10 protein-coding genes are annotated in these 12657 nt (G+C 72.4%); 5 read left to right on the top strand and 5 right to left on the bottom strand.

What is annotated here, in order from left to right; translation table 11 throughout:
- The first annotated feature begins 6 nt into the window (after nt 1–6).
- On the top strand, nt 7–1458 hold the full coding sequence (locus IE242_RS12540) for a phytoene desaturase family protein (RefSeq protein WP_189858513.1): 1452 nt from the start codon (nt 7–9) through the stop codon (nt 1456–1458).
- The gene (locus IE242_RS12535; RefSeq protein ID WP_189858386.1) at nt 1455–1976 is read left to right on the top strand and encodes an O-acetyl-ADP-ribose deacetylase; all 522 of its coding nucleotides are present in this window, start codon (nt 1455–1457) and stop codon (nt 1974–1976) included. Before IE242_RS12540 ends, IE242_RS12535 begins: the two co-directional genes overlap by 4 nt.
- A 226-nt stretch (nt 1977–2202) precedes the next feature.
- On the opposite strand, the gene IE242_RS12530 is transcribed toward IE242_RS12535, so the two are convergent.
- Nucleotides 2203–2727 (bottom strand): pyridoxamine 5'-phosphate oxidase family protein, encoded by a 525-nt coding sequence (locus tag IE242_RS12530; RefSeq protein WP_189858384.1) that lies wholly within the window; start codon nt 2725–2727, stop codon nt 2203–2205.
- Nucleotides 2728–3066: 339 nt separating this feature from the next.
- Between IE242_RS12530 and IE242_RS12525 the strand changes: the two genes are divergently transcribed.
- A complete protein-coding gene (locus IE242_RS12525; RefSeq protein ID WP_189858382.1) occupies nt 3067–3759 on the top strand; it encodes a response regulator in 693 nt (230 codons plus the stop codon).
- 73 nt (nt 3760–3832) lie between these two features.
- Complete coding sequence (locus IE242_RS12520; protein WP_189858381.1) at nt 3833–4858, top strand: 2-hydroxyacid dehydrogenase; 1026 nt, start codon at nt 3833–3835, stop codon at nt 4856–4858.
- Here IE242_RS12520 and narI read toward each other — a convergent pair.
- The 4 genes from narI to IE242_RS12500 are packed head-to-tail and all read right to left on the bottom strand — an operon-like array spanning nt 4792 to nt 11616.
- Nucleotides 4792–5541, bottom strand: a complete 750-nt coding sequence (gene narI, locus IE242_RS12515; protein WP_189858379.1) for a respiratory nitrate reductase subunit gamma — start codon at nt 5539–5541, stop codon at nt 4792–4794. The genes IE242_RS12520 and narI overlap by 67 nt on opposite strands.
- A complete protein-coding gene (gene narJ, locus IE242_RS12510) occupies nt 5538–6341 on the bottom strand; it encodes a nitrate reductase molybdenum cofactor assembly chaperone (RefSeq protein ID WP_189858376.1) in 804 nt (267 codons plus the stop codon). Before narJ ends, narI begins: the two co-directional genes overlap by 4 nt.
- On the bottom strand, nt 6338–7906 hold the full coding sequence (gene narH, locus IE242_RS12505) for a nitrate reductase subunit beta (protein ID WP_189858375.1): 1569 nt from the start codon (nt 7904–7906) through the stop codon (nt 6338–6340). Before narH ends, narJ begins: the two co-directional genes overlap by 4 nt.
- Nucleotides 7906–11616, bottom strand: coding sequence for a nitrate reductase subunit alpha (locus tag IE242_RS12500; RefSeq protein WP_189858373.1), 3711 nt, complete (start codon nt 11614–11616; stop codon nt 7906–7908). The genes narH and IE242_RS12500 overlap by 1 nt, the downstream gene beginning before the upstream one ends.
- Nucleotides 11617–11899: 283 nt before the next feature.
- Here IE242_RS12500 and IE242_RS12495 point away from each other — a divergent pair, with 283 nt between their 5' ends.
- Nucleotides 11900–12400, top strand: a complete 501-nt coding sequence (locus IE242_RS12495) for a hypothetical protein (RefSeq protein WP_189858371.1) — start codon at nt 11900–11902, stop codon at nt 12398–12400.
- The last annotated feature ends 257 nt before the right edge of the window (nt 12401–12657 follow it).

Genomic DNA, 12657 nt, shown 5'->3' with positions numbered 1-12657 from the left:
CCGTCGATGCTCGATGCGGTCGTGGTGGGTGCTGGCCCGAACGGACTGACGGCCGCCGTGGAGCTCGCCCGCCGCGGTTTCTCCGTGGCCGTGTTCGAGGCGAAGGGGACCGTCGGCGGAGGCGCCCGCACCGAGGAGCTCACCCTGCCGGGCTTCCGGCACGACCCCTGCTCGGCGGCGCATCCGCTCGGCATCAACTCGCCCGTGTTCCGCACGATGCCGCTCGAGCGGTACGGGCTTCAGTGGGCGCACGCCCCTCTGCCCATGGCGCACCCGTTCCCCGACGGCACGGCCGCGGTGCTGTCGCGGTCGGTCGCCGAGACGGCCGCCTCGTTCGGACCGCGCGACGCGGGGACGTACCGCAGGCTCGTGGAGTCCTTCCTGCCCCGCTGGGACACCCTGCTGCGGGACTTCATGTCGCTGCCGCTGACCGCGCTGCCGCGCGACCCGGTCACCCTGGCCCGCTTCGGGCTCACCGGACTGCCGCCCGCCACCTGGCTGATGCGCCGCTTCCGCGACGAGCGCGCCAAGACCCTCTTCTCCGGCCTGGTCGCCCATGTCATCGCGCCCCTCGACGGCCTCGCCACCGGCGCCGTCGGCCTGGTCTTCGCGCTGGCCGCACACGCGCGCGGCTGGCCGGTCGCCCGCGGCGGCTCCCAGTCGATCTCCGACGCGCTCGCCGCGTACCTCCGGGACCTCGGCGGTGCCGTCCACACCGACTACGAGGTCAAGCGGCTCGACGACCTGCCGCCCGCGCGCGCGTACGTCTTCGACACCTCACCCGCCGCCCTGGCCCGGATCGCGGGCTTCGGGCACCACTACGAGTCGTACCGCTACGGCGCCGGCGTCTTCAAGATCGACTACGCGCTGGACGGCCCCGTGCCGTGGACGGCGGAGGAGGCGCGCAGGGCCGGCACCGTACAGGTGGCCGCCGACCACACGGAGATCGGCACGGCCCTGGACGCGGTCGCCCGCGCGGGCCGTGCCCCGGACGTGCCCTTCCTGATCACCGTGCAGCCCGGTGTCGCCGACCGCACCCGGGCCCCCGAGGGCAAGCACGTCTTCTGGGCGTACGGCCATGTCCCGAACGGCTGGAACGGCGACCTCACCGACGCGATCGAACGCCAACTGGAGCGTTTCGCACCGGGGTTCCGCGACCGGGTCCTCGCCCGTGCCACCGCCGGACCGCCCGAGATCGCCGCCCGCAACGCCAACTACATCGGCGGCGACATCGCCTGCGGAGCCGCCTCGGGCCTGCAGCTCCTGCTCCGCCCCAGGTTCTCCGCCTTCCCTTACAACACCCCGCACCCGGCGGTGTTCCTGTGCTCGTCGGCCACCCCGCCCGGCCCGGGCGTGCACGGCATGTCGGGACACAACGCGGCCAAGGCGGTGTGGCGGCATCTGCGCCGGACGCCGGCCGGCCGTGTGGCCGAGGAGCGGCAGGAGGAGCGCGCATGACCACCGTCACGCTGGTGCAGGGCGACATCACCCGGCAGTCCGTCGACGCCGTCGTCAACGCGGCGAACTCCTCCCTCCTAGGCGGCGGAGGCGTCGACGGCGCCATCCACCGCCGGGGCGGCCCCGCGATCCTCGCCGAGTGCCGCGCCCTCCGCGCATCCAGGTACGGCAGGGGGCTGCCCACCGGCCAGGCGGTCGCCACCACGGCCGGCGACCTGGACGCGCGCTGGGTCATCCACACCGTGGGCCCGGTGTTCTCGCCCACCGAGGACCGCTCCGCCCTGCTCGTCTCCTGCTACCGCGAGTCCCTGCGGGTGGCCGACGGACTCGGCGCCCGTACGGTCGCGTTCCCTGCCGTTTCCACGGGTGTCTACAGGTGGCCGATGGACGACGCGGCCCGTATCGCCGTGCAGACGGTGCGGGAGACGGAGACCGCCGTGGAGGAAGTCAGGTTCGTCCTGTTCGACGAGCGGGCGTTCGAGGCGTTCGCCGGGCAGGTCCACGGGCACGGGAACTAGGGAGTATCAGCCGGTCGAGCGGTACTGGGCCTTCCAGTGGCCGGAACCCGGGATGCACCTCGGTTCCGCGATGCCGCTCGGGGCGTCGGGGATGTGGCGGATCAAGGGCCGGCTCACCTGAAGCCGCACAGGCCGAGTCGCACAGGCCGAGTCGCACGGGCCGGGCCGGCCACATGGGCGGGGCCGGTGACCGTTCGCACAGGACGGGGACGGTCACCGCCGTGATTCACTCGGCCGCGGGTGGGCCCGCCACGGGTTCGTCCACGGCGATCAGCCGGATCCCCGTCACCAGGTCGGGGTGGATACGGACCGTGTAGTCCATGGTCTGCTGCACCCAGGGATGGAGGAGCGCCCGGTAGCGGGCCAGTTCGCGCGGATCGGTGACCAGGCGGGCGTACCCGGTGACGACCACGCTCCACCCGAGGCGCGTGGCGGGGTCGATGTCGTCGGCCTCGTAGGCGACGACGACACCCGGGCCGTCCGAACCCTCCGAACCGCCCGGTCGGTCCGAACCGTTCGAGGCGTTGGAGTGACGGGTGTGCGACGTCAGGGCCGAGCCCTCGTGGGTGCGGATGATGATGGAGCCGTTGTCGAGAAGGTGGTTGACCGGGCGGATGGTCGGCAGCGCGTGCTGGGTGAAAACGATCCTCCCCAGGGAGACGCTGCCGAGCAGCCGCAGGGCTTCGGAGCCGTCGAGTGCCACGCTCTGCCGTGGCCCGGCGGTGGAGGGCAAGGCGCTGTTGATCGTCATGGTGGATGTCCGTATGGGGTCGTCGCTCAATGCCGTGTGTCTCCCGGCGGGCGTCCGCGGCGGCGGACCACGGGCAGGGTGGATCGGTCCATTGGACGCCGCGCGGTGACAGTGGCGGTAGGGCCGTTCGGTCCCGGTCCGCGTCCGGCCGAGGTGCGCACCGGGCGCGGGCGGAAATCAGGGCCGATCGGCCCTGGCCCTCCGGCCCTGGAACGAGAAGGATCCGGAGCGGGAGACTGATCCGTTCACCGGCGGACACCGGCACGGAGCGGCACGGAACGCATAATTCGGTAGACCGTGTACAACTCTGAACGCGACGCACAACGAGGAGCATCGACGATGGCGGACGGCGAACAGCCCGGACCCGACACCCCGATCCGGGTCTTCCTGCTGGACGACCACGAGGTGGTCCGGCGTGGGGTGCATGACCTGCTGAACGACGAGCCGGGCATCACCGTGGTCGGCGAGGCCGCCACCGTCGAGCAGGCCCTCGTCCGGGTCCCCGCCCTGCGCCCGCAGGTCGCGGTCCTCGACGTCCGCCTGCCGGACGGCGACGGGGTGACCGTCTGCCGGGAGCTGCGCTCCCGCATGCCCGACCTCGCCTGCCTCATGCTGACCTCGTTCGACGACGAGGAGGCCCTGCTGGACTCGATCATGGCGGGGGCCTCCGGATACGTGCTGAAGCAGATACAGGGCTCCGACCTGGTGTCCGCCGTCCGCACGGTGGCCCGCGGCCAGTCGCTGCTCGACCCCAGCGCGACCGCCAAGCTGATGGCCCGGCTGCGGGGCGGCCAGGAGAAGAAGGAGGAGCCGGACGCACTGCCGGGGCTGACCGAGCGGGAACGGGAGATCCTGGCCCTGATCGGCGAGGGACTGACCAACCGCCAGATCGGGCAGCGCCTCTACCTCGCCGAGAAGACGGTCAAGAACCACATATCCCGCCTGCTGGCCAAGCTCGGTGTCGAACGCCGCATCCAGGCGGCCGTCATCGCCACCGAGGCCCGGGACCGGCTGCGCCACGGCGGCCACTGACCTGGAGCCGCGGTCTCCCCCGCCGCATTCCCCCGAGCCCCCCTCGCATCCCCCGACCTGACATGGAGAGCATGTGGAGATCGTCGCGTACGGCGTCCTCGCGGACGAGGAGGCCCTGCTCCAGCAGGCGCTCGACCGGGCGTTCACCGGCAGCCATGAGCTGCGCTGTCTGAGGATGTTCCTGGACGCGGACACGGTACCCACCGCCGCGGGCCACGAGATCGTGCTCAGCAGCGTCAACGACACCCTGGACGCGCGGGTGCTGCGGGCCCTGGCGGACGGCGGGACCAGGATGATCGCCCAGCGCTCCACCGGCTACAACAACATCGACCTGGCCGCCGCCGGCGAACTGGGCCTGACGGTGGCCCGGGTCTCGTACTACTCGCCGTACTCGGTCGCCGAGTTCGCCTGGACACTGGCGCTCTCCGTCAACCGCAGGATCGTGCGGGCCGCCCACCGTACCCGCGAGTTCGACTTCCGGCTGGACGGGCTGATGGGCCGCGACCTGCACGGCCGGACGGCCGGCGTGGTGGGCACCGGCAAGATCGGCGCCGCGTTCGCCCGGATCGCCCACGGCTTCGGGATGCGGCTGCTGGGCTGGGACATCAACGAGAACCCCGACTGCCTGGCCCTCGGCATGAAGTACGTCGAGCGCGACCGGCTGTTCGCGGAGGCGGACCTCGTCAGCCTGCACGTGCCGCTGATGGAGAACACCCACCACCTGGTGGACGCCGACGCCCTGGCCCTGATGAAGGACGACGCCCTCCTGGTCAACTCCAGCCGCGGCGGCCTGGTCGACACCGACGCCCTGCTGGCCACCCTGCGCGCGGGGCGGCTCAGCGGCGTCGGCCTGGACGTGTACGAGGAGGAGGCCGGGGTCTTCTTCCTCGACAAGTCCCTGGAGGTGATGACCGACGAGCGGCTCGCCCGCCTCATGACCTTCTCCAACGTCCTCGTCACCTCCCACCAGGCGTACTTCACGCGCGACGCGGTCGGCCAGATCGTCGAGACGACGGTGGCCAACGTCGGGGACTACCTCGCGGGCCGTCCGCCCGGTTCCGGTGACAACTTCCTCGTCGGGCCGCCCGCCGGGGCCTGAGCCCCGGCCCGCCGCCGGTAGACCAGGTAGGGGCGGACGAGATAGCCGACCGGCGCGCTCCACACGTGGACCAGGCGGGTGAACGGCCAGGCGGCGAAGAGCAGGCAGGCGGTCAGGGCGTGGAGCTGGAACAGCAGCGGAGCGCCGCTGATCGCCTCGGGCTGCGGCTGGAGGGTGAACAGGCCGCGGAACCAGACGGAGACCGTGGAACGGTAGTCGTAGCCACCGCCGAAGACGTTGTGCGCGGCGGTGGCCGTGATACCGAGCACGACGGTCGCGGACAGCAGCGGGAAGAGGAGCTTGTCGCTGCGGTCGGTGCCCAGGCGGATCCGCCGCGTCAGCAGCCGCCGGGCGCACAGCATGCCCAGCCCGGCGACCATGGCCACGCCCGCGACCGAACCGGCCCAGACGGCGGTGGTGTGGTACGTGTGCTCGCTGATGCCGGCCGCCTCGGTCCAGGAGGCGGGCACGGCCAGCCCCACCACATGCCCGGCGATCACCATGAAGGCACCGAGGTGGAACAGCGGGCTCCCCCAGCGCAGCCAGCGGTGTTCCAGGAGCTGGCTGGTGCGGGAGGTCCAGCCGAACTGGTCCTGCCGGTACCGCCAGACATGTCCCACCGCGAAGACGGCGAGGCAGATGTAGGGCACGGCGACCCAGAGGAGCAGGTCGGCGGCGTTCATCGGGTACCTCCTGGGATCGTGAGGGGCGGTACGAGGGTGGGGGCGGCCTGCTCGGGCGGTACGAAGGCGCCGGGCGGCGCGAACTCACCGGCGCCGTACGTTCCGTAGGGGTCGAGGCCGACCTCCTCGTCGGGCGGGCCCTGGGCGGCCAGCTCGGCCACGGCCCGCGCATCGGCCTCGGTGGGCGGGGGCAGCAGCGTGAGCAGCGCGGCCAGGACGTGCCCGTAAGGCGAGTCCGCGTCGGTCAGCGCACGGTGGATCAGAGCCAGACCGCGGCGGTGCCGGCGCAGCGGTGCCTCACCGGCGCGCGGCCCGGCGAGCGCGGCGTACTCCAGCACGACCGGGAGGTGGTCGGGGAGTTCGCCCGTGCCGGCGTCCCAGCCGGCGGCGCGGTAGCACTGGGCCAGGGCGAGCAGGGCCATGCCCCGGCGGCGGGTGTCGCCGTGCAGGTAGTAGGTCAGGTACAGGCTGCTCTTGCGGCGCAGGTCGAACATGTCGACGTAGTGCCGCTCCAGTGCCTGGGGCTCCTGCCCGGCGAACCAGGTGGTGAAGGCGGCCAGGTGCACGGCCGCCGCGGAGGGCGGCAGCGCCTGGACGGCGGCCGACAGCTCGGGCCGGGCGGCAGCGAGCTCGGCGTCCGGGTACTGCAGCAGCAGGGACGTCAGCCGCAGCAGCAGGGCGCGTTCCTCGGCCTCCTCGGGCGTGAGCGAGGACGGCCGGACGGGGCGGGGCGGGCGGCGCAGGGCCGCGCGGACGCGGCCGCGCACCATGCCGCTCACAGTGGTGGGCTGCGGGCTCACGGGCGGCCTCCGGCGGGGGCTTCGGGCGCACGGCGGCGCAGGGTCGGGATGCCGAGGGACACACGGCGGCCGTCGGCGCCGGACGGTTCGCCGGACGACTCGACGGGGCAGCGGTTCTCCATCGCGGACAGCGCGGCCGCGTCCTCCTTGTGGGCGGCCGGGACGACGTACCGGTCGGCGTACTTGGCGACGGCGAGCAGCCGGTGCAGGTCCTCCGCCTCGCGCGCGGTGAGTCCGACGGCGTCGAGCACGGCCTCGTCACCCGGCTCGCCGAGGGTGCGCTCGCGCATGTACGACCGGAGCGCGGTGAGCTTCATCAGCACCCCGGCGACCACGTCCGTGTCCCCGGCCGTGAACAGTTCCGCCAGGTACTCCAGCGGGATGCGCAGCCGGGTGACGGCCGCGAAGACGTGGTCGGGGTCGTCGGAGTTCCCGCCCGCCGCGCCGACGGCGTCCAGCACCGGGGACAGCGGCGGCACGTACCAGACCATCGGCAGGGTGCGGTACTCCGGGTGCAGCGGCAGCGCCACCTTGTAGCGGGACACCAGGTCGTACACGGGGGAGCGGCGGGCGGCCGCCAGCCAGTCCTCGGGGATGCCGGACTCCCGTGCCGCGGCGATCACCTCGGGGTCGCGCGGGTCGAGGAAGACATCGCGCTGGGCGTCCAGCAGATCCTTCTCGTCCGCGGTGGCCGCGGCCTCGCCGACCCGGTCGGCGTCGTACAGCAGCAGGCCGAGGTAGCGCAGGCGGCCGACGCAGGTCTCGGAGCAGACGGTGGGCTGCCCGGCCTCGATGCGGGGGAAGCAGAAGGTGCACTTCTCCGCCTTGCCGGTGGCGTGGTTGACGTACACCTTCTTGTACGGGCACGCGGTGACGCACATGCGCCAGCCCCGGCAGCGGTCCTGGTCGACGAGCACGATGCCGTCCTCGGTCCGCTTGTACATCGCGCCGGACGGGCAGGCGGACACACAGGCCGGGTTGAGGCAGTGCTCGCACAGGCGGGGCAGGTGGAAGAGGAAGGTCTGCTCGAACTCGAACCTGACCCTCTCCGCCCACTCCCCGGTGAGGTTGGGGTCGCCGCCGGCGTGTTCGGGTGCGCCGCCGAGGCCGTCCTCCCAGTTGGCGCCCCAGGTGATGGAGGTGGGCTTGCCGGTGAGGACGGAGCGGGGGCGGGCGACCGGCAGGTCCGGTCCGGCCGGGGCGCTGACCAGGTTGTCGTAGTCGTACGTCACCGGCTCGTAGTAGTCCTCGATGCCGGGCAGGTCGGGGTTGGAGAACAGGGAGAGGAGCCGCTTGACGCGGCCGCCCGAGCGCAGGACCAGCCGGCCGCGCTTGTCGAGCATCCAGCCGCCCTTCCACTGCTGCTGGTCCTCGTAGCGGCGGGGGTAGCCGACGCCGGGCTTGGTCTCGACGTTGTTGAACCAGGCGTACTCGACGCCGGTGCGGTTGGTCCACGTCTGCTTGCAGGTGACGGAGCAGGTGTGGCAGCCGATGCACTTGTCGAGGTTCATGACCATCGCGATCTGAGCCAGCACCCGTCCGATAGTGGCTTCGCCACGGGGCATCAGTAGTCCACCTCCTGGGCGCGGCGGCGGATGACGGTGACCTCGTCGCGCTGGTTGCCGGTCGGGCCGTAGTAGTTGAAGGCGTAGGTGAACTGGGCGTAGCCGCCCGCGAGGTGGGTCGGTTTGAGCAGCAGCCTCGTGAGTGAGTTGTGCATACCGCCGCGCCGGCCGCTGACCTCGGTCTTCGGGACGTTCACCGTGCGGTCCTTGGCGTGGTACATGTACACGGTGCCCGCGGGCATGCGGTGGGTGACCACGGCGCGGGCGGCGACGACGCCGTTGCGGTTGTACGCCTCGATCCACTCGTTGTCCCTGACGCCGATCTTCTCGGCGTCGGTGGTGGACATCCAGATCACCGGGCCGCCGCGGGAGAGCGCGAGCATGTACGCGTTGTCCTGGTACTCGGAGTGGATGGACCACTTGGAGTGCGGGGTGAGGTAGCGGACGGTGACCTCGGCCCGGCCGTCCTCGTGCAGGTGCTCGTCCCCGTAGTGCCGTACGGCGTTCAACGGCGGCCGGTAGACCGGGAGTTGCTCGCCCAGTTCGGCCATCCAGTCGTGCTGGACGAAGAAGTGCTGGCGGCCGGTGAGGGTGTGCCAGGGCTTGAGGTGCTCGACGTTGATGACGAACGGAGAGTAGCGGCGGCCGCCCGTCTCGCTGCCCGACCACTCGTAGGAGGTCATGACGGCGCGGGGCTGGGTGCGGGTGTCGGCGAAGGTGATGCGCTCCGCCTCGCGCTCGGCGGCCAGGTCCACCAGGCCCTCGCTGCCCGTCTGCCGCTCCAGTTCGCGGAAGCCCTCGGTGGCCAGGCGGCCGTTGGTGGTGCCGGAGAGCGCGAGGATCGCCTCACACATGTCGGACGCGGTGGCGATGGAGGGGCGTCCGGCGGCAATCCCGTCGCGTACGGTGCCGTTACGCCGCCGCAGCTCGTCGAGCTCCCGGCCCGGGTGGACGGTGATGCCCTTGGTGGTGGTGCCGAGGCTGTCGAGCAGCGGGCCGACCGCGCGCATCTTCTCCGCCACGGCGGCGTAGTCCCGTTCGACGACGACCAGCTTCGGCATGGTGCGGCCGGGGATCGGTTCGCATTCGCCGGCCTTCCAGTCCCGTACGACCCCGCCGGGCTGGGCGAGTTCGTCGGGGGTGTCGTGCAGGAGCGGCACCGGGAGGACGTCGGTACGGGTGCCCAGGTGGGTCGCGGCGAGCTCGCTGAACCGGTCGGCGATGGTCAGGAAGGTGTCGTGGTCGGTGCGGGCCTGCCAGGGCGGGGCGATGGCCGGGGTGAAGGCGTGCACGAAGGGGTGCATGTCCGTGCTGGACAGGTCGTCCTTCTCGTACCAGGTGGCGGCCGGGAGGACGACGTCGGCGAGCAGGCCGGTCGACGTCATCCGGAAGTCCATGGCGACCAGCAGGTCGAGCTTGCCCTCGGGGGCCTCGTCCCGCCACACCACGTCCTCGGGGCGGTGCTCGGGCGGGGTCTCGTCGGAGCGGACGGCGGCGTCGGTGCCGAGCAGATGGCGCAGGAAGTACTCGTTGCCCTTGCCGGAGGAGCCGAGGAGGTTGGCCCGCCAGACGGTCAGTACGCGGGGGAAGTTGGCCGGGTCGTCGGGGTCCTCGACGGCGAACCGCAGCCGCCCCTCCTTCAGCTCGTCCACGATGTGCTCGGCGACGGGACGGCCGGCCGCGGCGGCCTCGTCGGTCAGGTCCAGCGGGTTGCGGTCGAAGCCGGGGTGACCGGGCGTCCAGCCCAGCCGTACCGCCTGCGCCAGGCAGTCCGCGAACCCCTTGCCCGCGAAGCGGCCCGCACCGAGCGGCGAGGCGAGCTCCTCGGGGCCGAACGCCTCGTACCGCCACTGGTCGGTGTTCAGGTACCAGTACGAGGTGCCCGCCATGTGCCGGGTCGGGCGCTGCCAGTCGAAGGCGAACGCGAGGTGCTGGAGCCCGGTGAGGGGACGGATCTTCTCCTGGCCGACGTAGTGGGCCCAGCCGCCGCCGTTGACGCCCTGGCAGCCGGTCATGGTCACCAGCGCCAGGAAGGCCCGGTAGATGGTGTCGGAGTGGAACCAGTGGTTGGTGCCCGCGCCCATCGCGATCATCGAGCGGCCGTTGGTGCGCTCGGCGTTGCGGGCGAACTCGCGGGCGATGCGGGCCGCCTGCTCGGCCGGTACGGAAGTGATCGTCTCCTGCCAGGCCGGGGTGTACGGCTCGGTCGCGTCGTCGTACGAGGACGGCCAGCTGCCCGGGAGGCCGGGGCGGGCCACGCCGTACTGGGCCAGCATCAGATCGAAGACCGTGGTGACCAGGCGTCCGCCGATACGGCGCACCGGTACGCCCCGCACCATGACCGAGCCGCCCTCGGTGGCGCCCTCGTCGAAGCGGGGGAGCGCGATCTCGGCCGTGCGCTCGGCGCGGTCGATGAGGCTCAGCTCCGGGACGACGTCGCCCAGGTCGAGGTTCCAGCGGCCCGGCTCGGCCTCCCCCCAGCGGAAGCCGAGGGAGCCGTTCGGCACGACCGGTTCGCCGGTGGCCGCGTCGAGGAGGACCGTCTTGGATCCGGCGTGTTCCGTGTCGTGTCCGAGGTCGGCGGCGGTCAGGAACCCGTCCGGGACCAGACCGCCGCCCCCGTCGCGCTCGCGCAGCGCCACCAGGAACGGCGCGTCGGTGAATGCACGGAGGTACTTACGGAAGTACGGCACCTCCCGGTCGACGAGGAACTCGCGCAGGATCACATGGCCCATGGCCATCGCCAGCGCCCCGTCCGTGCCGGGATGCGGGGCCAGCCACTCGTCGGCGAACTTCACGTTGTCGGCGTAGTCGGGGCTGACCGCGACGACCTTGGTGCCGTTGTAGCGGGTCTCGGTGAGGAAGTGGGCGTCAGGGGTGCGGGTGACCGGGATGTTGGAGCCCCACATCACCAGATAGCCGGCGTTCCACCAGTCCGCCGCCTCCGGGACGTCGGTCTGGTCGCCGAACACCTGCGGGGAGGCGATCGGCAGGTCGGCGTACCAGTCGTAGAACGACAGCAGCGTGCCGCCGATCAGTGACATGAAGCGCGCCCCGGCCGCGAACGACGCCATCGACATCGCCGGGATCGGCGAGAAGCCCGCCACCCGGTCCGGGCCGTACGCCTTGACGGTGTGGACGTGGGCGGCGGCGACCAGCTCGGCCACCTCGTCCCAGTCCGCGCGGACCAGTCCGCCCTTGCCGCGCGCCCGCTTGTAGGCGCGGGCCTTCGCCGGGTCGCCGGTGATCTCGGCCCAGGCCGCCACCGGGTCACCGAGCCGGCGCCGCGCCTCGCGCCACAGCTTCAGCAGCGCACCGCGTACGTACGGGTAGCGGACCCGGCTGGGGGAGTAGGTGTACCAGGAGAACGACGCCCCGCGCGGGCAGCCGCGCGGCTCGTACTCGGGGCAGTCCGCGCCGATGGACGGGTAGTCGGTGGCCTGATGCTCCCAGGTGATGATGCCGTCCTTGACGTACACCATCCACGAGCAGGACCCGGTGCAGTTCACGCCGTGGGTGGAGCGCACCACCTTGTCGTGGGCCCAGCGCTCCCGGTAGAAGCCCTCCCACTTGCCGTCGTTCTCACCGAACACCGCGCGTCCGTCGGCCGACACCTCGGTGCGGCTCAGCAGCCGGCGGCCGGCCAGCGGCCAGTTCCGGGCGGGGGCGACGCGCGACTGTCCCCGTCGAGCGTTCTGGTCGTTCTCCATGGTCCAGACGCTAGGTGGCGGCGCCGTGCGGAACCCGGGGCCGAAGGTCCCTTCCCGGGCGGCTCTCCGGCCCGATCCAGGACCGTACGGCCCAGGTGCCGGCACCCGTCAGGCGGAGATGCTGGTCCGTGACCGGCCGGGGCGGGCGGCCGCGGACCGCCGGACCGTCGCGTTCGGCCGCGCATTCTCGTCTTCTCGTGTGCGGTGGCAGCAGCGGTGGCGGGCGCGGTGTGCTCCTCCGGACCGGTTCCAGCAGAGGTGAGTGGCAGAAAGAGGGCATGTCATGAGTGGTGCGCACCGACGGACCGGCGCGCTGGTGGGAACGGTCGGCGCGGCGCTGCTCGCCGCCGGTCCCGTCATGCTGCTGCGCGGCCGCGGCGGACGGAAGGAGATCCGTACCGAACTGGCCGCCCAGCGGATCACGTTCCCGGACGGCGGGCTGCCCGTCGAGCTGGCTCCGTTCGCGGGGCGGACGGTGGAGACCGGCCCGCAGGCCCGGGCGTACGCCGAACTCATCAAGGACCACCTGGCCAAGACCACCGGTGGCCGCACCTACGCCGAGATCACCGACGAACTGCACGCCGCGGACAACGACGACGAGAAGCTCGCCCAGCTCCGCCAGACCGCCTTCATGGGGGAGACCCTGCGCGGCTCGCTGCTCTCCGCCTACCAGGCATGGGAGCTCACCACGCTGGTCACGGGGCTGGGCGCCGTGCTGACCGGGCTGGGAGCGGCCCTCGTGGCCACCGGCGGGGCTCTGGGGACGGACACGGGGCGGCCCTGAGCGCGGGAAGCGCGGTGCCGCGCACAGAGGGACCCTCGGCCCACCCGCGAGGGACTGTCGGCCGAAGCGCCGGCCTCGCGCGGCACCGCATGCTGAAGACGACCGAACCGGAGGTACCGAAGGTGTACGACCGCAACGGGCGCCCGCCCGGTCCATCCCGCCGTCCCGGGACCAGGGCGGTGCGCCGTGCGGCCCGGTCCGGTCACCGTCCGGCCGCCCCTCACGTCTGCCCTGACGCACGGGCGGCCGGACGCACG

Origin of the sequence: Streptomyces poonensis (assembly GCF_014650915.1) — a bacterium.
Classification (GTDB): Bacteria; Actinomycetota; Actinomycetes; order Streptomycetales; family Streptomycetaceae; genus Streptomyces; species Streptomyces poonensis.
This window is presented reverse-complemented; position numbering and strand designations above follow the sequence as displayed.

Coding starts and splice junctions, on each gene's coding strand:
- narH (WP_189858375.1), bottom strand. CDS start 7,906: ATGCCCCGTGGCGAAGCCACTATCGGACGGGTGCTGGCTCAGATCGCG.
- IE242_RS12495 (WP_189858371.1), top strand. CDS start 11,900: ATGAGTGGTGCGCACCGACGGACCGGCGCGCTGGTGGGAACGGTCGGC.
- IE242_RS12500 (WP_189858373.1), bottom strand. CDS start 11,616: ATGGAGAACGACCAGAACGCTCGACGGGGACAGTCGCGCGTCGCCCCC.
- IE242_RS12525 (WP_189858382.1), top strand. CDS start 3,067: ATGGCGGACGGCGAACAGCCCGGACCCGACACCCCGATCCGGGTCTTC.
- IE242_RS12530 (WP_189858384.1), bottom strand. CDS start 2,727: ATGACGATCAACAGCGCCTTGCCCTCCACCGCCGGGCCACGGCAGAGC.
- IE242_RS12535 (WP_189858386.1), top strand. CDS start 1,455: ATGACCACCGTCACGCTGGTGCAGGGCGACATCACCCGGCAGTCCGTC.
- narI (WP_189858379.1), bottom strand. CDS start 5,541: ATGAACGCCGCCGACCTGCTCCTCTGGGTCGCCGTGCCCTACATCTGC.
- IE242_RS12540 (WP_189858513.1), top strand. CDS start 7: ATGCTCGATGCGGTCGTGGTGGGTGCTGGCCCGAACGGACTGACGGCC.